General features: G+C 63.7%; 18 protein-coding genes and 1 tRNA gene. 3 read left to right on the forward strand and 16 right to left on the reverse strand.

The genetic code is table 11. The features are described 5' to 3' along the window. Window positions 1-8: 8 nt before the first annotated feature. Window positions 9-1,211: a penicillin-binding protein activator gene (locus CLU93_RS11980; protein WP_099761376.1), complete on the reverse strand. Its 1,203-nt coding sequence runs from the start codon at window positions 1,209-1,211 to the stop codon at window positions 9-11. A gap of 165 nt (window positions 1,212-1,376) precedes the next feature. Between CLU93_RS11980 and rsmI the strand changes: the two genes are divergently transcribed. After that, window positions 1,377-2,285 (forward strand): 16S rRNA (cytidine(1402)-2'-O)-methyltransferase, encoded by a 909-nt coding sequence (rsmI, locus tag CLU93_RS11985; protein WP_096232747.1) that lies wholly within the window; start codon window positions 1,377-1,379, stop codon window positions 2,283-2,285. 37 nt (window positions 2,286-2,322) lie between these two features. Here rsmI and CLU93_RS11990 read toward each other — a convergent pair whose 3' ends face one another. Beyond that, the gene (locus tag CLU93_RS11990) at window positions 2,323-2,952 is read right to left on the reverse strand and encodes a hypothetical protein (protein ID WP_143451731.1); all 630 of its coding nucleotides are present in this window, start codon (window positions 2,950-2,952) and stop codon (window positions 2,323-2,325) included. A 178-nt stretch (window positions 2,953-3,130) separates the two neighbouring features. On the opposite strand from CLU93_RS11990, the gene CLU93_RS11995 reads away from it, so the two are divergent. Then, window positions 3,131-3,207: transfer RNA gene (locus CLU93_RS11995), tRNA-Pro, on the forward strand. A gap of 169 nt (window positions 3,208-3,376) precedes the next feature. Here CLU93_RS11995 and CLU93_RS12000 read toward each other — a convergent pair. The 12 genes from CLU93_RS12000 to CLU93_RS12055 form a co-directional block, all read right to left on the reverse strand. Then, complete coding sequence (locus tag CLU93_RS12000) at window positions 3,377-4,300, reverse strand: hydroxymethylglutaryl-CoA lyase (RefSeq protein ID WP_099761383.1); 924 nt, start codon at window positions 4,298-4,300, stop codon at window positions 3,377-3,379. A 1-nt stretch (window position 4,301) separates the two neighbouring features. Further along, window positions 4,302-5,234 (reverse strand): 2-hydroxyacid dehydrogenase, encoded by a 933-nt coding sequence (locus tag CLU93_RS12005; RefSeq protein ID WP_099761386.1) that lies wholly within the window; start codon window positions 5,232-5,234, stop codon window positions 4,302-4,304. Between the two features lie 10 nt (window positions 5,235-5,244). Beyond that, window positions 5,245-7,272, reverse strand: a complete 2,028-nt coding sequence (locus tag CLU93_RS28820) for an acetyl/propionyl/methylcrotonyl-CoA carboxylase subunit alpha (RefSeq protein WP_099761388.1) — start codon at window positions 7,270-7,272, stop codon at window positions 5,245-5,247. A gap of 160 nt (window positions 7,273-7,432) precedes the next feature. Continuing rightward, the gene (gene bioB / locus CLU93_RS12015; protein ID WP_099761390.1) at window positions 7,433-8,479 is read right to left on the reverse strand and encodes a biotin synthase BioB; all 1,047 of its coding nucleotides are present in this window, start codon (window positions 8,477-8,479) and stop codon (window positions 7,433-7,435) included. Window positions 8,480-8,512: 33 nt separating this feature from the next. Beyond that, entirely contained in the window at window positions 8,513-9,304 is a 792-nt protein-coding gene (gene bioD / locus CLU93_RS12020) for a dethiobiotin synthase (protein WP_099761393.1), read from the reverse strand. Beyond that, window positions 9,294-10,490 carry an 8-amino-7-oxononanoate synthase gene (gene bioF, locus CLU93_RS12025; RefSeq protein WP_099761396.1) on the reverse strand — a complete coding sequence of 399 codons (1,197 nt, stop codon included), beginning with the start codon at window positions 10,488-10,490 and terminating at the stop codon, window positions 9,294-9,296. Before bioF ends, bioD begins: the two co-directional genes overlap by 11 nt. Before the next feature lies 1 nt (window position 10,491). Further along, window positions 10,492-11,820 (reverse strand): adenosylmethionine--8-amino-7-oxononanoate transaminase, encoded by a 1,329-nt coding sequence (gene bioA / locus CLU93_RS12030; protein ID WP_099761398.1) that lies wholly within the window; start codon window positions 11,818-11,820, stop codon window positions 10,492-10,494. A gap of 45 nt (window positions 11,821-11,865) precedes the next feature. Next, window positions 11,866-12,654: an enoyl-CoA hydratase/isomerase family protein gene (locus tag CLU93_RS12035; RefSeq protein ID WP_099761401.1), complete on the reverse strand. Its 789-nt coding sequence runs from the start codon at window positions 12,652-12,654 to the stop codon at window positions 11,866-11,868. A 14-nt stretch (window positions 12,655-12,668) separates the two neighbouring features. Further along, on the reverse strand, window positions 12,669-14,291 hold the full coding sequence (locus CLU93_RS12040) for a carboxyl transferase domain-containing protein (protein WP_099761404.1): 1,623 nt from the start codon (window positions 14,289-14,291) through the stop codon (window positions 12,669-12,671). 40 nt (window positions 14,292-14,331) lie between these two features. Continuing rightward, window positions 14,332-14,787, reverse strand: coding sequence for a YchJ family protein (locus CLU93_RS12045; protein WP_180287994.1), 456 nt, complete (start codon window positions 14,785-14,787; stop codon window positions 14,332-14,334). Between the two features lie 68 nt (window positions 14,788-14,855). After that, on the reverse strand, window positions 14,856-16,142 hold the full coding sequence (locus CLU93_RS12050; protein ID WP_099761409.1) for a D-amino acid dehydrogenase: 1,287 nt from the start codon (window positions 16,140-16,142) through the stop codon (window positions 14,856-14,858). Window positions 16,143-16,223: 81 nt separating this feature from the next. After that, on the reverse strand, window positions 16,224-17,579 hold the full coding sequence (locus CLU93_RS12055) for a serine hydrolase domain-containing protein (RefSeq protein WP_257224937.1): 1,356 nt from the start codon (window positions 17,577-17,579) through the stop codon (window positions 16,224-16,226). A gap of 227 nt (window positions 17,580-17,806) precedes the next feature. Here CLU93_RS12055 and CLU93_RS12060 point away from each other — a divergent pair, with 227 nt between their 5' ends. Further along, complete coding sequence (locus CLU93_RS12060) at window positions 17,807-18,547, forward strand: GntR family transcriptional regulator (RefSeq protein WP_099761411.1); 741 nt, start codon at window positions 17,807-17,809, stop codon at window positions 18,545-18,547. Between the two features lie 2 nt (window positions 18,548-18,549). On the opposite strand, the gene CLU93_RS12065 is transcribed toward CLU93_RS12060, so the two are convergent. Both CLU93_RS12065 and CLU93_RS12070 read right to left on the reverse strand, forming a co-directional pair. Continuing rightward, on the reverse strand, window positions 18,550-19,683 hold the full coding sequence (locus CLU93_RS12065; protein ID WP_180287844.1) for a nuclear transport factor 2 family protein: 1,134 nt from the start codon (window positions 19,681-19,683) through the stop codon (window positions 18,550-18,552). Window positions 19,684-19,825: 142 nt separating this feature from the next. Next, on the reverse strand, window positions 19,826-20,884 hold the full coding sequence (locus CLU93_RS12070) for a helix-turn-helix transcriptional regulator (protein ID WP_099761416.1): 1,059 nt from the start codon (window positions 20,882-20,884) through the stop codon (window positions 19,826-19,828). Between the last annotated feature and the right edge of the window lie 27 nt (window positions 20,885-20,911).

Below are 20,911 nucleotides of genomic sequence, written 5' to 3' on the forward strand. Positions count from 1 at the left end.
GCATGTCCTTACTGTACCGGTGGCGTGGCCGGCGCGGCCGGCGGCCAGGTGCCCAGCACGCCCTGCTGGTAGCTGGCGGCTTGTTCCGTGCGTTCGAACACGCTTTGATCATCGTCAAAGCGCACGGCCAGACGGCCCGTCACGCCATCGAGCGTGAACGGCGCGCCCGGGCGCAACGCCACTTCGCGGGCCACGCGGAAGGCATCGATGCCCAGCGCATACAGGCGTTCCATGTCGGCCGTCAGGCGGCGCTCGGCAGGCTGCGGCGGCTGCGGATACACCATCACTTGCGGATGGTCGCGCTGCACTTGCCATGGCAAGTCCAGCAGGCGCGCGCCGTCGAGCTCGGGGCCGCTGGCGCCGCGCCCGGCGCCGGGATTCAGGGATGAGGTGCCATACAGGGGCAGATCGCTGCCGATGGCCACGCGCAGCTGGCGCGCCTGGTCGGCGTCGAGCGCGACAAACAGCAGGCCCGGCGGCGTCGCGGCCAGGCGCGCGCGCAGCTGCACCAGTTCCGCATCGCTCAGGTAGCCGTTCGTGGCCGTCAAGTCCATCACATCGACTTTGCCGCCTTGGCGCAGCCATTCCTGCTTGAAGGCGGCGCTGATGCGGCGCTGCGAGGGCGCACCGGCCGACAGGATCAGCGCGCTGGCGCCCGGCTGTTCGCTGGCGGCCCAGGCGGCGACCTGGCGCGCTTCCGCCTCGATCGACAGGCCCATCACCAGCAGCTTGGCCGGCAGGCGCGCCTCGCCGCGATTGTCCGGGTGGTTCAGGGCAATCGTTGGTTTACGTACCAGGTCGCTATTCGCCACGGCCGTGACGGCCGAGCGCGACAAAGGCCCGACGACGACGTCCTGTTCCTCTTGCGCTTGCGCAAACTTGTTCAGCACGTCGCTGCTGCCGTCGCCCGTGTCGATCACCGTCACTTCAAAGCCGCTGCGGTCGCGCTCGTACGCGGCCATGAAGCCGGCGCGCAGCAGTTCGGCGGCCGGGCCCAGGGACGCCGAGCGCAGCGGCAGCAGCAGGCCGATGTGGTGGACCTTGCCGTCGGACGGCGCCGGCGCCGTGGCGGCCGGCATGTCCTGCGGCGTGCCCGTCGCCGGCCTGGTGGTGATGGGAGACAATGGGGCGCCGTTGCCGTCGTACGCGGTAATATCGGGCACGGCCACGGCAAACGTCACCGGTTCGGGCGCGGGCGGCTTGGGCGGCACAGGCGGCGCCCGCGGCGTCGGTGGCGGCAGCGCTCTTGTGTTAGATTCAATAGGCGCGCACAATTGCCCGGGCGCGTCGCAAGGCGTGCTGCAAGCGCTCAGCATGCCGGTCGCGGCACAAACAAGCAGTAACTTCACACTATTAGCAAGCATTCAACCTCCAAAATGACCGTACAAGAAATCAGTTCCATCGCCAGCCTGCCCATCATGACAGAGGCGGCGCACCAGGTCTATCCTATCGCAACATTGTATATAGTGGCCACGCCGATCGGCAATGTGACCGATATCAGCCTGCGCGCGCTGCATTTGCTGAGCATTGCCGATGCCGTCGCCTGTGAAGATACGCGCAACACGGCGCACCTGCTGACGCGCTTTGGCTTGAACAAGCCGCTAATTGCGGCGCATCAACATAACGAACGCGAAGTGGCGCAAACCCTGATCGCCCGCCTGCACGCCGGCGAGCGCATCGCCCTCGTCTCCGACGCGGGCACGCCGGCCGTGTCCGACCCGGGCGCGCGCATCGTCGACGCCGTGCGCGCGGCCGGCTTGCGCGTCCTGCCCCTGCCCGGTCCGTCGGCGGCCATCACCGCCATTTCCGCCAGCGGCTTGTTGAATGACCAGTTTTACTTCGTCGGTTTCCTGCCGGCGAAGGCCAAGCAGCGCGAAAACATCTTGCACAGCCTGCGCGGCGTGACGGCGACGATGGTGTTTTATGAAGCGCCGCACCGCATCCTCGATTGCGCCACGGCTTTGGTGGAAGCGTTCGAGCCCACGCGCCAGGTGGTGTTCGCGCGCGAACTGACGAAAATGTTCGAAGAAATCCACCGCTGTCCCCTGTCCGAAGCGGAAAGCTGGATCCGTGCCGACGCGCACCGCGAAAAGGGAGAATTCGTCGTGCTGCTCGAAGGCGCGACGGAGGCGCAGGACGCGGAAGACGTGGAAGCGGAACGCATCCTGAACATCTTGCTGGCCGAATGCAGCGTCAAGCAGGCGGCGAACTTGACGGCGCAGATCACGGGCCGCAAGAAGAATGCGCTGTATGAGCGGGCGTTGCAGTTGAAGGGGCAGGAATAGGCTGCTCTCTGCATGCCCGGTGATGATTGTTAGGTAACTACCACTTGCAGCCGCTATCCTTCTTGTCGAGCAACATCAGCACGGGTGCCAGCAAGCCTGCGCCTGAATAGGCGCTGCGGCAATCGCCGCGCTTGCCTTGCGCGATGTCGCGCGCCAGCTGGGTTTCCGTTTGCAGCGGCTTGTCGGGGATTTGCCCCACGGCCGTGCCTACCTTGGACGGGTCGCGCTCGCCGGCCATCTTGCGCGCCGTCTTCCTGGCCGCTTCCATGTCGAACTTTGGCGTCTCCGGGGTTTCTTGCCTGAAGGTATCGGCACTGGCCGTCGGCGTGGCCGGTGAGGCCGGTACCACCGTGATGGCTTGCGGGCTGGCCGCTGGCGCCGTGGCCGCCGCTGGCGTTTCCCGGGCCGTGGCGCGTTTCGGCTTGCTGACGGGTTTTGCTTCGCGCTTCGGCTTGATGACCTCGACAGGCGGCGGAGGCGGCTTGGCGGCCAATGGTCGTATCCACACGGCGATCGACTCCATGCGCGGCGCCGTGTCCGGCGGCACAGACGGCTGCACGTGGCGCCACAGAGTGATCAAGGCGCCATGCAGCAGCAAGGACACGGCGATGCCCAGCACGATGCCGCGGCGATCCGGCAGGGGCTGGCCGCCGTCGTTTCTTTCCATCCTGAAATCCATTGCCGTCGTCGCCTTCATGTCTGATCGGGAAAACTTGCAAACCGAGTGTCGCATATTTCATGCATGTTGAAAAATACAGGGCTTCCAGTGCCGCGCGTAAATAATTTACACAGAGTTTCACCTGACCCTTGACCGAAGTCGATACGGCCTGTATTATCTTGGTCTTCGGAGTGTGGCGCAGCCCGGTAGCGCACCTGGTTTGGGACCAGGGGGTCCAAGGTTCGAATCCTTGTACTCCGACCAAATTTGTAGAAAAAAACCCAAGAGTTTAGGCTCTTGGGTTTTTTTTCGTCTGTACGGTTCACGCCGGTCGGGGTAGGTCGGGTTAGCGCGCAGCGCGTAACCCGACAACATTGTTGGCCACGTCCCTGGTGGCGTCGGATTACGCGCTTGCGCGCTAATCCGACCTACCTCAAACAGCGGCGCGTTTCGCCGCGATGGCGTTGCCGGCCCGGCTCGATCCCTTGCGGCCCAGCTGCTGCGAGATGAACTGTCCCGCGTCCACCACCAGGTCCAGGTCGATGCCTGTGTCTATCCCCAGCCCCTGCATCATGTACAGCACGTCCTCGGTGGCCACGTTGCCGGTGGCGCCCTTGGCGTACGGGCAGCCGCCCAGGCCCGAGACGGACGAATGATAAATCGCGATACCCGTTTCCAGGCTGGCGTAGATGTTCGCCAGCGCCTGGCCGTAGGTATCGTGGAAGTGGCCGGACAGGCCTTTCACATGGAAAGCCGCAATCGCGCGCTGCATCACCGCCTGCGTTTTGCGTGGCGTGGCCACGCCGATGGTGTCGGCGATGTCGATCTCGTCGCAACCGAGGTCGCGCATGCGGCCTACCACGTCGGCCACGGCATCGAGCGGCACTTCTCCCTGGTAGGGGCAGCCGAAGGCGCAGCTGATGCTGCCGCGCAGGCGCAGACCGTGTTCCTTGGCCGCCTTCGCCACGCCTTCGAAGCGGGCGATCGATTCGGCGATCGAGCAGTTGATGTTCTTTTGCGAGAATGCCTCGGAAGCGGAGCCGAAGATCACCACTTCATCGGCCTTCGCCGCCAGCGCCGCTTCAAACCCCTGCATGTTCGGCGTCAGCGCCGAATACATCGTGCCAGCGCGGCGCGCGATTTTCTCCATCACTTCCGCGCTGGTGGCCATCTGCGGCACCCATTTCGGCGAGACGAACGACGCCGCCTCGATATTGGCGAAGCCGGCCAGGGTCAGGCGGTCGACCAGTTCGATCTTGACGGCGGCGCTGATGGTGTCCTTTTCGTTTTGCAGGCCGTCGCGCGGACCCACCTCGACGATCTTGACCTGTTTCGGCAAATGCGGTTGATTGCTCATCTCAATATCCTTGCAAACGGTTGACGATGCCGGCGACAGAGTCTCCGGCGTGCAGGCGGCGCATCTTGGCGGCGATCTGCGCCACGCTTTCGCGGCGCAGGGTGGCCGCCGAAATATGCGGCGTGATGGTGATGCGGGGTTCTTGCCAGAACGGGTGCTGCTGCGGCAGCGGCTCGTTGCGGAACACGTCGAGGGTCGCCCCGGCGATATGCCCGGAGCGGATCAGTGTCAATAAATCCGGTTCGGCGAGATGCGCGCCGCGCGCCACGTTGATGACGTAGGCGCCCGGCAGCAGCATCGACAGGCGCGTGCGGTCGAGCAGGTTGTGCGTCTCCGGCGTGAGCGGCAGCATGCACACCAGCACGCGCGTGCCGCGCAAGAATGCTTCGAGCCCCTCTTCGCCTGAGTAGCACTCGACGCCATCGAGCTGCTTGCGGCTGCGGCTCCAGCCGCGCAGCGGAAATTCGAATTGCGCCAGCGCTTGCAGCACGCGCGTGCCCAGCACCCCCATGCCCAGCACGCCGACGGGGAAATCCATCTTGTCGAACGCGGGCAGCGGCTGCCAGATGCCGGCGCGGCCCTGCGCCTCGTAGTCGTCGAAGCGGCGGAAGTGGCGCAGCACGGCGTGGCTCACATACTCGGCCATCTGCACGCCCATGCCCGCGTCATCGAGGCGTACCAGCGGCACGTGCGCGGGCAGCGCCTCGCCAAATTTCAACAGCGCGTCGACGCCGGCGCCCGTGTTGAAGATGGCTTTGACGTTGGCCAGCGCGGGCAGCATGGCGGCGGGCGGCTGCCACACGACGGCATAGTCGCACGGCGCGAACGTGTCGCCTTCGCGCCAGAAAACAATTTCGGCTTCGGGCAGCAAGTCTTTGAAATCGGCAATCCACGCCGCTTGCTTGCCGTCCGAGCGTTGTAACAGGATGCGCATGTGCTGACCTCTATGCGGCCGCCTTGAAGGCCAGCAGCGGCGCGCCGTCGGCCACCTGGTCGCCGACTGCATACAGCACGTCTTCCACCAGGCCGTCGTGCGGCGCGGCGATCGTATGCTCCATCTTCATCGCTTCCATGATGACCAACGGCTCGCCCTTCTTGACGTCCTGGCCTTTGTTCACCAGCACGGCGACGACCTTGCCCGGCATCGGTGCCGTCAGGCGTCCGCCTTCCGCTTCCACTTCACCCGCATGCGCCATCGGGTCGCTGTAATGCAGGGTGTGGTGCAGGCCATTGGTGAATACGTGGAACTGCTCGCCATCGCGCAGCACCGTGCCGTGCACGGCACGTTCGCCCAGCTTGATGTGCAGCTCGTTGCCTGTGCGCGCCGTCAGGCTCAGGGGCTGGCCGTTGAACAGCCAGCCATCGGTTTTATAGGCAACGCGCGCGGCATAGGCCTTGCTGTCGCTGGCCAGCGCGAATTCGTCGGCAAACGCCAGGCTGCGTCCCAGGGTGCTGTTCAAGCGCCAGCCCAGGGCATTGCCCCATGGGTCGGCAGGGTTGCTCGACTGCGCTTCGGACGCGTTTTTTTCTTCTGTCAGCAGGCTGACTGCCGCCAGCGCCAGGGCCGTGTCGGGTGCCGCCTGCAGGGCGGGGAACAGCGACGCCTGATTGCGCTCGATCAAACCCGTGTCGAGGTCCGCGTTGGCAAATGCCTGGCCTTCGACCAGGCGTTTCAAGAAGGCGATATTGCTGGCCAGGCCGACGATCTGGTATTCCGACAGCGCCTGCGCCATGCGCGCCAGCGCTTCGCGGCGGTCCGCGCCCCAGACGATCAGCTTGGCGATCATCGGGTCGTAAAAGGGAGAGATGGCGTCGCCTTCGCGCACGCCCGAATCGATGCGCACGGCGGCCGGCACCAGCGTGCCACCGAGTTCGAACGTGACGGCCGATGGCGACTGCATGTGGCGCAGGGTGCCGATCGACGGCAAAAAGCCCTTCTCCGGATTTTCCGCATAGATGCGCGCCTCGATGGCGTGGCCGTGGATCGTCAGTTCGCTTTGTTTTTTCGGCAGCGGTTCGCCAAAGGCGACGCGCAACTGCCATTCCACCAGGTCGGTGCCGGTGATCATTTCCGTTACCGGATGCTCGACCTGCAGGCGCGTGTTCATCTCCATGAAGTAGAACGAGCCATCCTGGTTGGCGATGAATTCCACCGTGCCCGCGCCCACGTAGCCGACGGCCTTGGCGGCGGCGACGGCCGCCTCGCCCATGGCGGCGCGGCGCTCCGCCGGCATGCCCGGCGCCGGTGCCTCTTCCAGCACCTTCTGGTGACGGCGCTGCACCGAGCAATCGCGCTCGAACAGGTAGATGCAGTTGCCGAGCGTGTCGGCAAATACCTGGATTTCGATATGCCGCGGACGCGACAGGTATTTTTCGGCCAGCACCTTGTCGTCGCCGAAAGAGCTGATCGCTTCGCGCTTGCACGAGGCCAGCGCGGCCTTGAAGTCGGCGCTGTTGTCAATGACGCGCATGCCCTTGCCGCCGCCGCCAGCGGATGCTTTCAGCAGCACGGGGTAGCCGATCTTGTCGGCCTGCCCGTGCAGAAAGTCCGCATCCTGATTCTCGCCGTGGTAGCCGGGCACCAGCGGCACATTGGCTTTTTCCATCAGCGACTTGGCGGCCGATTTCGAGCCCATGGCGCGCATGGCGGACGCCGGCGGGCCGATGAAGACCAGGCCCGCAGCGTGGCAGGCGTCGGCAAAGTCGGCGTTCTCGGACAAAAAGCCATAGCCAGGGTGGATCGCCTGGGCACCAGTGGCCAGCGCCACGGCGATGATCTTGTCGCCGCACAGATAGCTTTCCTTGGCCGGCGCGGGGCCGATCAGGACGGCTTCGTCGCACACGGCGACGTGCTTGGCGTTGGCGTCCGCTTCCGAATACACGGCGACGGTGTGGATGCCCATGCGGCGCGCGGTAGCGGCGACACGGCAAGCGATTTCGCCGCGGTTGGCGATCAGGATTTTAGTGAACATGGTCTCTCTCTATTCTCTCAAAAAGGGGCAGCTGTCTCTTGGCGGACCTTGTCTGCTGGTTTGTCGGTTTACGCGCAACGCGCTAAACCGACCTACGCATGGTGAGGCTGGATATCGTAGGTCGGGTTAGCCGGCACGGCGTAACCCGACAAGGCTGTCATCAGCAGCCGCACTTCTCTTTCTGTACCGAGTCCAGCATGGCGCCGCGCGTCTGCAGGCCCAGCTTACCCAGCAAGACGCGGTCGTCTTCCGCTTCCGGGTTGTCGGTGGTGAGCAGCTTGTCGCCGTAGAAGATGGAATTGGCACCAGCCAGGAAGCACATCGCTTGCACGGCTTCGCCCATCTGGCGGCGGCCCGCCGACAAACGCACGCGCGCCTTCGGCATGGTGATGCGGGCCACGGCGATCGTGCGCACGAATTCAAATGGATCGAGCGCTTCCAGGCCGAACAAAGGCGTGCCTTCCACCTGTACCAGATGGTTGACGGGCACCGATTCCGGATACGGATTCAAATTGGCCAGCTGGGCGATCAGGCCCGCGCGCTGCAGACGCGTTTCGCCCATGCCGACGATGCCGCCGCAGCACACTTTCAAGCCTGCTTCGCGCACGCGGCCCAAAGTGTCCAGGCGGTCCTGGTATTCGCGCGTGGAGATGACGTTGTCGTAGAACTCGGGCGCCGTGTCGAGGTTATGGTTGTAGAAGTCCAGGCCCGCGTTTTTCAGGCGGTCCGCTTGTCCCTCTTCCAGCATGCCCAAAGTAGCGCAGGTTTCCAGGCCCAGCGCCTTCACCTTGGTCACCATCTCTTCGACTTTTTCCATGTCGCGCTCTTTCGGGCTGCGCCAGGCGGCGCCCATGCAGAAGCGCGTGGCGCCATTGGCTTTCGCCTGGCGCGCCGCGTCGAGCACCGTGTCGATGTCGAGGATTTTTTTCGCTTCCACGCCCGTGTCATAGCGGGCAGCTTGCGGGCAGTAGCCGCAGTCTTCTTCGCAGCCGCCCGTCTTGATCGATAACAGGGTCGCCAGTTCCACGTCGCCATCGGGGAAGTTGATGCGGTGGGTTTGCTGGGCCTTGAACATCAGGTCATTGAATGGCAGGTCGAACAGGGCCAGTACATCGGCGACGGGCCAGGTGGCCGCTTCCGGCACGGTGATGCGCGCCGCAGGGCGGTGCAGTTCGACGGTTTTTGTTGCTTCTTGGACGTGAGACATGTGATTCCTTCGCTTCTATTTTTTGGATACGTTTTAAGTGTTGGGATGCTGCGCCGGCCAGTTCGGCAAGCCGGTGAAATCGAGATACGCCGCCGCCGCTTGCGCGCTCGGTTGCGCCAGGCGCGGTACCTTGCCCAGCAGCGGCGCCGGGATGCGCTCGATCAGCGCATCGATATTTTCGTCGAGGAAGCGCATTTCCACTTCCAGGGTGTTGGCGACCCAGCCGATCACCGTCAGGCCGCGCGCTTCGATGGCTTCCAGCGTCAGCAAGGCCTGGCTGATGCAGCCCAGACGCATGCCGACCACCAGGATCACGGGCAGGTCGAGCTGCTGCGCCAGGTCGGCCGAATCAAAGCCGGGCGACAGCGGCACGCGGAAACCACCCACGCCTTCGACCACGACCGCGTCCGAGGCGGCGGCAATTTCCAGGTAGGCGGCCAGGATCGGCACCGACTCGATGCTGACGCCTTCGAGCGCGGCGGCGATGTGCGGCGCGGCCGGCTCCTTCAGCATGTAGGGCGTGGTGATATTGCGCAGCATGGTGACGTTGCCGGCGGCGATCAGGCTGTCGGCGTCTTCATTATGCAGTTCGCCGTCGCGCATCTCGGCGCCGGCGGCGACGGGCTTCATGCCGCAGGCGCGCACGCCGCGCGCCACCAGCGCGTGCAGCAGGGCCGACGAGGTCAAGGTCTTGCCGATTTCCGTGTCCGTGCCGGTGACGAAACAGGCAAAGCGCGATGGCAGGCCGGCAGTGGCCGGAGCCGGCTGCACGGCCGGCGCCAGGTCCGCCAGCACTGCCGCCACGATAGGGTCATCAAGGCTCATGGCGTGTCCTTTCCAGGGTGTTGATTGCATTGATCAATTGCGCCACTTCCTGCGCCGTGTGGCCGGCCGACAGGGTCACGCGCAGGCGCGCCGATCCGGCTGGCACGGTGGGCGGGCGGATGGCGCCGACCCACAGTCCCTGCTGGTAGAGTTGGGCGGCGACGGCCAGCATGTCCGCGTTGTCGCCGATGATGACGGGCTGGATGGCGGACAGTGATGGCAAGGCTTGCCAGTGTTGCAGTTGCAAGCCCTCGTTCCATTGCGCCACCAGCGCCGCCAGGTGCCTGCGACGTTGTTTTCCTTCGTCACCGGCGATGATGTCCAGGCTGGCCAAGAGCGCATGCGCGAGCGCGGGCGCGGCCGCCGTGGTGAAGATGTAGGGGCGCGCCTTCTGGATCAGCGTGTCGATCACGGCTTCGTGCGCGCAAACAAAAGCGCCACCCACGCCGGCCGATTTGCCCAGGGTGCCCACGTAGACCAGGTGCGGCGAATGCAGGTCGAAGTGTTCCAGCGCTCCGCGGCCATTCTCGCCCAGCGCGCCGAAACCGTGCGCATCGTCGACCACCAGCCAGGCGCCGTACTGCTCGCACAGGGCCAGCAGCGCGGGCAGCGGCGCCAGGTCGCCATCCATGCTGAAGATGCTGTCGGTGACGACGATTTTGGTTTTGGCTTTGCTGTCCGCCAGCAGGACCGCCAGGGCATCGAGGTCCGCATGCGGATACACGCGCGTCTTGACGCGGGCCAGGCGCGTGCCGTCGATCAGCGAGGCGTGGTTCAGCGCTTCCGAAAAAATCTCCGTGTCCGCATCGCCCGCCGCCAGGGCCGTCAGCACAGCCAGATTAGCCATGTAGCCGGTGCAGAAATACAGGGCGCGCGCCTGCTCCAGGTTGGCGCCGACGAAAGCGGCCAGCCGTTCTTCCAGCTGCGCGTGGGCGCGGCTGTGGCCACTGATCAGGTGCGAAGCGCCGCTGCCGGCGCCATACAGGTCGGCGCCCTCTTTCAGCGCGGCGACGATGCGCGGATGCGACGCCAGGCCCAGGTAGTCATTGCTGCAAAAGGCCAGCATGTCGCGTCCGTCCACCGTCAGGCGCGGCGCGCACGGCGTGTCGACGGTGCGGCGGCGGCGGATCAGGCTACGCTCTTCCAGCCCTTGCAGCTGCTGTTGTAATCGCGCGATCAGTTCCATCTCAGGCCCCGATCACTGTGTTGAAGACGGCCAGCGTCTGCTGGCCCAGGCCCGCGATTTCCTCGTCGTCGAGGATATATGGCGGCATCAGGTAGACGGTGGAGCCGATGGGACGCATCAGCAGTTCGTGTTCCAGCGCCGTGCTGAAGAAGCGGCGCGAAAAATCGGGCGCCGCATCGACGGCATCGAATGCCCAGATCATGCCCTGCTGGCGGAAGTGTTTTACGCGCTCATGCTGCGCCAGCGGCGCCAGGGCGCGCGTGATCTTGGCGGCGCGCACCCGGTTGGCCACCAGCACGTCGTCTTCCTCGAAGATGGCCAGGGTCGCCAGCGCTGCGCGGCAGGCCAGCGGGTTGCCCGTGTACGAGTGCGAATGCAAGAAGCCGCGCCGCACGTCGGTGCTGTAGAACGCTTGATAGATGTCTTCGCGCGTCATCACGAGGGACAGGGGCAAATAGCCGCCGCTGATGCCCTTCGACAGACAGACGAAGTCGGGCCAGATGCCGGCCTGTTCGCACGCAAAGAAAGTGCCCGTGCGGCCGCAGCCGACGGCGATTTCATCGAGGATCAAATGGACGTGATAACGGTCGCACAGGGCGCGCACCAGCGACAGGTACAGCGGGTCATGCATGGCCATGCCGGTGGCGCATTGCACCAGCGGCTCGATGATGATGGCGGCAATCTTGTCGGCTTTTTCCTGAAACAGCTGCTCAACTTCGGCGGCCGCGCGGCGCGCCACGTCCTGCGCCGTTTCGTTTTCAGCTGCCTGGCGGAAGTCGGGCGACATCACCGTCTGCGTGGCGCGCAGCAGGGGGCCGTAGGCATCCTTGAACAGGGCGACGTCCGTGACGGCCAGCGCGCCGATGGTTTCGCCGTGGTAGCTGCCCTTCAGGCAGACGAATTCCTGCTTGTCACTCTTGCCGCTGTTGCGCCAGGCGTGAAAGCTCATTTTCAGGGCGATTTCCACGGCCGAGGCCCCGTCGGACGCGTAAAAGCTGTGACCGAGTACGCCGCCCGTCAATGCCGACAGCTTTTCCGACAGTTCGACCACCGGTGCATGCGTGAAACCGGCCAGCATGGCGTGTTCCAGGCGGTCCAGCTGGTCCTTGAGTTCCGCATTGATGCGCGGATTGGCGTGGCCGAACAGGTTCACCCACCAGGAGCTGATGGCGTCCAGGTAGCGTCGGCCTTCGTGGTCATACAGCCAGGCGCCGCGGCCATGGCTGACGGGGATGAGCGGTACAGTCTCGTGATGCTGCATTTGCGTGCACGGATGCCACACGCTGCGCAGACTGCGTTCGACCCAGCCCGATTGTTTTTCTGCTTTCAAAACTGCTCCAATGATATTCTTAGTCCATGAGCTTTGGACTATTAACTAGCCCATGAGCCAACTCGGCTTGCGCTTGTCGAGGAACGATTGCACGCCTTCGCGGCCCTGCTCCGAGGCGCGGATGTGCGCGATGCGCTCGGCGGTGTCCGCCAGCAGCGCGTCATCGACCGGCTGGCCAACGATTTCGCGCACCAGCGTTTTTGCTTGCGCCACGGCGTGCGGGCTGTTGCCCGTCAGCGCTTTGAGCACGTCAAAGGTTTTCGCGTCCAGCGCGCTTGCCTCGACTACCTCGTGGGCAAAGCCGATGCGCAGCGCTTCCTGTGCAGAGAATCGCTCTGCGGTCAGGAAATAGCGGCGTGCCGCGTTTTCGCCCATGGCCTTGATGACATACGGTGAAATAGTGGCCGGGATCAGTCCCAGCCGCACTTCGCTCAGGCAGAAATGCACGTCTTCCGCAACCAGAATGATATCGCATGCGGCGACGAGGCCCATGCCACCCGCATAGCAGTCGCCCTGGATCTTCGCCACGACGGGCTTGGGACACAGGTAAATCGTGCGCAGCATCTGCGCCAGCTGCAGCGCGTCGGCCTGGTTTTCGGCATGCGTATAGCCTGCCATCTTCTTCATCCAGTTCAAGTCCGCACCGGCGCAAAAGGCCGCGCCATTCGCGGCCAGCACGATGGCGCGCACCATGTCGCTGCGCCCCAGGCCTTCGAAGGCGCGCGCCAGTTCGGCGATCGTCGTCTCGTTGAAGGCGTTGCGCACGTCCGGGCGGTTCAGGGTCACGGTGGCGACATTGCCCTCGATGACCAGCTTTAAGGTTTCAAATTCCATGATTTTCTCCCTCCTTACATGCGGAATACGCCGAACTTCGTGTCCGGGATTTCCGCGTTCAAGGCGGCCGACAGCCCCAGGCCCAGCACCATGCGGGTGTCGGCCGGGTCGATCACGCCGTCGTCCCACAGGCGCGCGGTGGCATAGTACGGGTGGCCCTGATGTTCGTATTGATCCTTGATCGGCTGCTTGAAGGCCGCTTCCTCGTCCGCGCTCCACTGCCCGCCCTTGCCCTCGATGCCGTCGCGCTTGACGGTGGCCAGCACGGACGCGGCCTGGTCGCCGCCCATGACGGAAATGCGCGCATTCGGCCACATCCACATGAAACGCGGAGAGAACGCGCGGCCGCACATGCCGTAATTGCCGGCGCCGAAGCTGCCGCCGATGATCACCGTGAATTTCGGCACGGCGGCCGTGGCCACGGCCGTGACCATCTTGGCGCCATTGCGGGCGATGCCTTCGTTTTCGTACTTGCGGCCCACCATGAAGCCCGTGATGTTTTGCAGGAAGACGAGCGGGATCTTGCGCTGGCAGCACAATTCGATGAAATGCGTGCCTTTCAGCGCCGATTCGGAGAACAAGATGCCGTTATTGGCGATGATGCCGACTTTGACGCCATAGATATGCGCGAAGCCGCAGATCAGGGTGGTGCCGTAGCGGGCCTTGAATTCGTCGAAATCGCTGCCGTCGACGATGCGCGCGATCACTTCGCGTACATCGAAGGGCTTGCGCGTATCGACGGGGATCACGCCATACAGTTCCTGTGTCGGGTATGCCGGTTCGACGGATTCGCGCAGCGCCATCTGCTGCGGTTTTTTACGGTTCAGGTTCGAGACGATGGTGCGCGCCAGCGACAGCGCATGCAGATCGTTCTGCGCCAGGTGGTCAACCACGCCGGACAAGCGCGTGTGCACGTCGCCGCCACCGAGGTCTTCCGCCGTCACCACTTCACCGGTCGCCGCTTTCACCAGCGGCGGGCCGCCGAGGAAAATCGTGCCCTGCTCCCTGACGATGATCGATTCGTCGCTCATGGCCGGCACATACGCGCCGCCCGCCGTGCAAGAGCCCATCACCACGGCGATCTGCGGGATGCCCTTGGCCGACAGGTTCGCCTGGTTGTAGAAGATGCGGCCGAAATGGTCGCGGTCGGGGAAGACGTCGTCCTGGTTCGGCAGGTTGGCGCCGCCCGAGTCGACCAGGTAGATGCAGGGCAGGTTGTTCTGGTCGGCGATTTCCTGGGCGCGCAAATGCTTTTTCACCGTCATCGGGTAATACGTGCCGCCCTTGACGGTGGCGTCGTTGCAGACGATGACGCATTCCTGGCCCGAGACGCGGCCGATGCCGGTGATGATGCCGGCGGAAGGCGCCGCATCGACGCCCTTGGCGTCCTGGTACATGGCGTAGGCCGCCATCTGGGAAAACTCGAGGAAGGGCGTGCCGGGATCGAGCAGCATCTGCACTCTGTCGCGCGGCAGCAGCTTTCCGCGCGCCAGGTGCTTGGCGGCCGCCGCTTCGCCGCCGCCAGCCGCGATCTTTTCCACCTTGTCGCGCAAATCGTCGACGATGGCTTGCATGGCTGCGGCATTGGCCTTGAAATCTTCACTGCGCGGATTGAGTTTGCTTTCGATGTGCGGCATTGCGGTTCCTTTTTATGATCGCCCGGTCTCTCGGGTCGCGCTATTCGGGAAAACTGCCGTCGAGATAAAACCAGCGCATGCCACCGTCACCCGCCTCGCGCACGAAGCGGCTCACTTCATGCAGGCGGTGCGCGCGGCCGTTGACCTTGTAGCGGGCCACGAATTCCACGCTGTCGCGGTGTATCTCTTCGGCTTGATCTGCTGATACTGCTTTACGTTGACGTAAACGTAAAGCAGATTTTACCTCAAGTCCCAGCCAGTGGACTTTTTCTTCTTCGGCAAATAAAGCGTCGGTGGGACGGGTGCTGGCATGCCAGGTGGCGCGCAGATAGGGCTCGTCGCGCAAGGTGAACGCCGTGTAGCGCGAACGCATCAAAGCTTCGGCCGTGGGCGGCAAGGCGTCGCCCGCGATATACGGGCCGCAGCAGCTGGCGTAGGAGGCGCCGCCACAGGGGCAGGCGGCAGATGTCGAGGGTGTGGGCATGCGGACGCGGATAGGGGAACAGGAAAGTTCCGCAATTATCCGTCATATCGGCAGCGGCGCGTGCGCGCCGCCTTGGCCAGCTACTTTTTCGGGCTGAGGAAGTCCAGCGCAAACGGCGGCGCCTTGCCGGCCATGAGATCGGCGAGGATGCGCGCCGTGCCGGCGGCAAACGTAAAACCCAGCGGGCCGTGGCCCACGTTGAGCCACAGGTTGGCGTAGGTGCTGGCGCCCACCAGCGGCGCGCTGTTCGGCGTGGCGGGGCGCAGGCCGGCCCAGGCCGTGGCCTGGTCGTAGTCGGCGCCGTGCGGCATGGCTTCGCGCGCCAGCCGCGTCAGGCCGGCGATGCGGTCCCAATCGATGCTGTTGTCGGCGCCCACCATGTCGACCATGGCGGCCACGCGCAGGTCGCTGCCAATGCGCGCATACAGCACCTTGCGCTCAAAATCCGTGATGCTGATCTCGGGCGCCCGGTCTTGCGCGCGGATGGGCGCCGTCAGGCTGTAGCCCTTCAGCGGGTACAGGGGCAGGTAGACGCCCGCCGTGGCGGCCAGGTCGCGGCTCTGGATGCCCGCCGCCAGCACATAGTGATCCGCCTGCAACAGGCCCAGGCTGGTGTCGACGCCCGTGATCCTGCCCTTGTGCGTGACGAGGCGGCGCGCCTCGCCTTTTAATATGAGCGAACAATTCGGGTGCTGCAGCAGGCGCGTTTCCAGCGCCAGGCAAAAGGCGTGGCAATCGGCCACCGCCTCGCCCTCGGTAAAGATGCCGCCCGCCAGGGAGCCTTGCAAGGCGGCCAGCGCCGGTTCGCGCTGCACCGCTTCCTGTGGCGACAAGACGATGCGCGCTTCTTCCGACTCGGGCCGGGCCACGGCCCGCTGAAAGATGGCGGGCGAGCGGTAGACGATGAGTTTGCCCGCATCGCGCCAGGCATACGCCTCGGGCGGCACGCTCAGTTCCAGCTGCGCCATGCCGGCGCGGCTTAATTCTCCCAGTTGCAGCAGCTTGGCCGTCGTGCGGGCATTGCTGGCGCTGTTGCAATTACGCAAGAAACTGGCCATCCAGCGCCACTGGCGCCAGTCGGCCTCGGGCCGGAAGCGCAGCGGGCCATCTTTCTGCAGCAGCCATTGCAGGGCTTTCAGGGGGACGCCCGCGTCTGCCAGCGGTGCCACATAGCGATAGCTGAGCTGGCCGCCATTGCGGTAGCTGGCGGCGATCGCCACTTGTTCATTGCGTTCCAGTACCGTGACCTTGTAGCCGGCCTCGGCCAGCCACCAGGCCGATGTCAGACCGACGACGCCGCCGCCGATGATGATGACGTGTTGCTGCATGTTGCCTCGCTGCGTTGCGCTCCCATGGTGCGGGAGCATTCGGGAAGAGCTTAGAGGCTGGCCGCCAAGGCAGCCAATGAAACATCATGGTGCAGCCATAACTTTCAGGAATGCACCATTTCAAGGCAGGGATTGATTGTTGGCAATCGCACCATGGTAGAGCGCCGTGAGGATCAACTCCTCGCTGCGCCCCATGGCGGAATACGTGCCGGGATATTGCGCGGGATCGCTGCCCGCGCCGCCCACCAGCATCACCATGCCATTCCTGTTCTTGAAATCGAGCACGAAGGCGGAGACGAGGCCATACGCGTCGCCCAGGTGGCCCACGGCCGTGAAACTGGCGCCCTCGACCAGGCTATTGCCCTGCCCCGCCACGGCATCGAACTGCTGGTTGCCCAGGCCCCAGGCGCGGTACAGGCCCCGCTCGCTGTTGCCATTGCCGCCATCGGGCGCCAGCTGCCATTGCCGGGCAAACATCAGGGCGATGCTGGCCGGCTGCAACAACTGCTGATGCTGGTAGCGCCCACCGTCGAGCAGCATTTGCATGATCTTGCCCAAGTCAGCGGCGGAAATGCGCAAGCCGCCCGTGGGACTGAAGACGGTGGCGTTGCTGCCGATCACATAGTTGGCGAGACCAGCGGGCACGGCGGGTGGACGCTGGTAAACATCATCGGCCTGGGCGATCCAGGGGCCGTGCGGCTGCCACTGTTCCGTCTCCAAGGTGCGCTTGCGGTACAGGGTGGCCGTGTTCGCCACGTCCGCCGCCGGGAAGGCCGCCGGGTGGTAGCCGCCGCGCACATCGAGGGGATCGAGCAGCAGACGGCGCATCAGCAAGTCGAAGCGCTCGCCCGTGACTTTTTCCATCACGGTGCCGATGACTCCCCAGTTCAGATTGGAATACGTGAAATAGCGGCCTGGCGGCATGGCCGCATCCCACATGAGGTCGCCGCCGGCCGTAAACACGTCGCGCAAGCTGCGTTCGGGGCCCCAGGCATAGCCGCCCGCGTCGCGCAGCGAGGAAGTGTGGCTGAGCAAGCTGCGCAAGGTCACGGCTTGCTGAGGGAAATGCGGGTTGCGCAGGGAAAAGCCCAGATAGATGCCCACGTCCTGGTCCAGGCTCAGCTTGCCCTGCTCGACCAGCCGCATCAGGCCCACAGTGGTCATCATCTTCGATACCGAGGCGATGCGAAACAGCGTGGCCGGCGTCACCGGCAAATGCTGCGCCGGCGTGGCGCCGATGTGCCGGTAGCCAAATTGCTGCTGATACGACACCTTGCCGTGGCGGATGGCCAGCACGGACAGGCTGGCCAGCGGATGGGCCGGGTCATCGACGATGGCGGCCAGCGCCGCATCGAGCGCGCGCTGCTGTGCCTGTGGCACGCGTGGCTCAGTGCCGCTGCCGGGCGGGGTGGCCAGTGCCGTCCAGGTCGTGCCCAGCAGTAGCAGGCCCAGCAAACCCGTCATTTTGTTGATCATGCTTTCCCTGTGTCATGGTGGATGGACGCCTTGCCAGCATAGGGGGGGATGCTTGACTACGCCAATGAAAATTGCTTATTTATCTATAATGCAAAGCTATACGTACGGTAAAACATTGTTTTTTTAAATGTATAACCGTTATTTATGGTCATTTTCCATTTATTCATAGGTGGATGGGCTACGCGCAAGCGCCATCGCTATTACACTAGGAGGACAAGGAGAACTGTATGAGCCAGACCAGCGTAGAACTCAAGGTCGATTTAAATGACAATTCGCCTTTATATATGCAGATCGCCCGCAAGCTGAGCGATGACGTACGCAATGGCCGCTACCAGGTAGACCAGGCCCTGCCCTCTGAACGTACCCTGTCCGAACTGCTCGACGTATCGCGCGTGACTGCCCGCAAGGCCATCGACCAGCTCGTCGAGCAAGGCCTCGTCGTGCGCCGCCGTGGTTCGGGCAACTATATTGCCCCGCGCATCGAGCAGCCGCTGTCGAACCTGTCGAGCTTTTCCGAGCAGCTGCAGCAGCGCGGCTACCGCCCCGGCTCGCGCTGGCTCAAGCGCGAAGTCGTCATCGCCAGCAGCGATGAACAGCTGAGCCTGGGCCTGGCGCAGAACACGAAAGTAGCGCGCCTCGAACGCTTGCGCCTGGCTGACGACGTGGTGATGGCGTATGAAGTGAGCGTGCTGCCCTTCAGCGTGGTGCCGGACCCGGCCGCCGTGGGCGATTCGCTGTACGAATACTTGAACAGCATCAAGAAGGCCCCCGTGCGCGCCTTGCAGCACATCCGCGCCATGAATGCGACGGACGTGCTGGCCAAGCAACTGGGTATCCCCGATGGCCAGGCCGTGCTGTTCATCACGCGCATCGCCTACCTGGAGTCGGGCGAAGCGGTGGAACTGACGCATTCGTATTGCCGCAGCGACCATTACGACTTTGTCGCCGAAATGCGCCGCGCGCCATAAATCTACTGTTCGAGCAGGCGGATCATGGATTCGGCCACGCCGACGGACGACTCCCAGCTCATGCCGGTCACCAGCCGGCCATCGACCTCGACGTGGCTCTGTCCGTTGGCCCCGTGCCTGAAGATGCCGCCATGGCGCTTGATGCTCGCTTCCGCCGAAAAGGGATAGGCCTTGTAGACCGGTGATTCCTTGTTGAGAAACGCATCGGGGAACGAGGTGAGCACCTTGCCCTGGATGAGGAAAGTACCGTCGCTGAGCTTCAGGTTCTTGATGCCCTCGGTGCCATGGCAGATGGCTGCGATCACCCCACCTTGTCGTTCATAGATGCGCACAGCGATGTCCTGCAGCGGCTGGTTGTCCGGGACGCCGACGATGGCCGCGCCGCCGCCGACGAAAGCCATGCCCGCATACTCGTCTGCCCTGACCTCGGCGACGGGTTTGGTATGGGCCAGTGCCCACATGAAATCACTGTCGTACAGATGCTTCTTGAGCAACTCGTCCGACGTGACGATCATTTCCAAAGGAATGGCGCCACCGTCGGGACTGACGAAGTCGACCGCGTACCCTGCTTTGCGAAAGGCGTCGTAGGTATACGCCAGCTCGGGAAAATTATTGCCTGCGTTAACCTTTGTGCCCGGATATTGATGCACATTCGACACGACCAGCAGCACCTTGCGTGCCTGGCGCGGAGCTGCCGGCTCGCGATCGGCCGACTTGCTGATGATCTTCCAGTGGCCGGCGATCTTTTTCAACAGAAACACATCCACATAGCGCACGCCTTGCTGGGGAATGTGGATCTCGGCCTTGGCGCTGGCCACCTTGCCGCTCACTTCCACCTTGATCAGTCGTCCGTGGCGCCCATTGAATTGCCCTTTTTTCTCCTGGGAAAAGAGTTTGGCGTATTCCGGACCGCTCAACTCCCATTCCGCACCGTTTTTACCGTCGAGGTAAAGGCGGGCGGTAGCATGGAAGGCCTGGTTGATCTCGTCCGGTACGTTGAAGCTGGTGCCGTGCAGATACAAGTGCACGGTCTCCCGGATGGCATTTTCGTCCTGGTCTGCGGTGGCGGCGGTGCCGGCGGCGGCGCTGCTGAGCAAGCAACAGGCGAGTAGCGTGCGCATTAAAAATTGAATCATGGATTTACCCTGCATGGAGAACGACGTTTATCGGAGCAACGACTATTTCAGGTCGCTGGTGGTCGATAAGTTATCGAAATGCAGGGGAATGGATGTCGCCAAACACGATGTCAGACTCCGGAATGGCGATTCCGGAGCGGTTTTACGCGGAAACAGGCCTGGCCGCCTGGCCAGATTGGGCGCGGAAGCTGGCGGGTGTCTGCCCAGCAACTTTCTTGAAGGTGGAGTAGAAGGTGGAACTGGAATTGAACCCGCAGCGCTCGGCAACGATATCCATGTTCAGTTGCGGCTCGTCGGTCAATAGCTGTTTCGCTTCGGCGATACGGTATTCGTTGACGTAGGTGTTGAAGCTTTTGCTCAGCCGGTCATTCAGTACTTGCGACACCTGCGCCTGCGTGCATCCCGCCCGCTTGGCCAGCTGGGCCAGGGTCAGGTTCGGATTCAGATAGGATTGTTGCCCGCTCATCTGTTGTTCCAGCGCCGCGAGCACGGCAAGTCCATCTTCGTGCGTCAGGCGGCTATTCTGGTATTTCTGCCTGGGGTCGGCAAGCGTCGAGGTTTCCTTTCTCAGCAGAAAGACCATGACCGCGACATGCAGCGAGAAGGTGAACGACAAGGCACCGACAATATAGGACGTGAACGGCGTGCTCGCGTACGCCGCCAGCATGACACAGCTGCCTGCAAAGACGCTCAGCAGTAGCACGCTGCTGGTGGCCATCCGCTGTCCGTCGTTCAGCCATGCATGGCGGCTTTGCCACAGCAGCCTGGCAGTTGCCAGCAGGTAGCCTAGCCATAACACGTGAATGGCATGACTCGACAGGTCCCACGCAGGACGATACGCGGAATATGGAAAGGCAACGCCTATGCCTATCAGCAGGAAGGACAAGCCCAGATGCCAGCGCCATTGTGGTCCGGCAGGCAGTTGTGCACGTCCGGCCAGGAAAGAGCGCACATAGAGATAGGTCAGGGGACCGATCAGCAGGCAGGCCGACAGGCCCAGCTGTCGGAATTCGATGGCGATCGCCGGATTGAAGTAGAGGAAGGCGGATTTGGCGGTGCGCACTCCGACGGCAAGCAGCAATGCACCGAGCATGCAGTCGGCCAGGCAGCGAGGCCGACGGCTGAAAAAATAGACGGCCAGAAAAATGCCGTTGATGGCGCCCAGGGCGCTAAACAGGAACAGCAATTGGCGAGCGATCATGGGGCGTGTCGTGGATTAGGGCGTCGA

It is taken from the genome of Janthinobacterium sp. 35 (assembly GCF_002754575.1).
Classification (GTDB): domain Bacteria; phylum Pseudomonadota; class Gammaproteobacteria; order Burkholderiales; family Burkholderiaceae_D; genus Janthinobacterium; species Janthinobacterium tructae.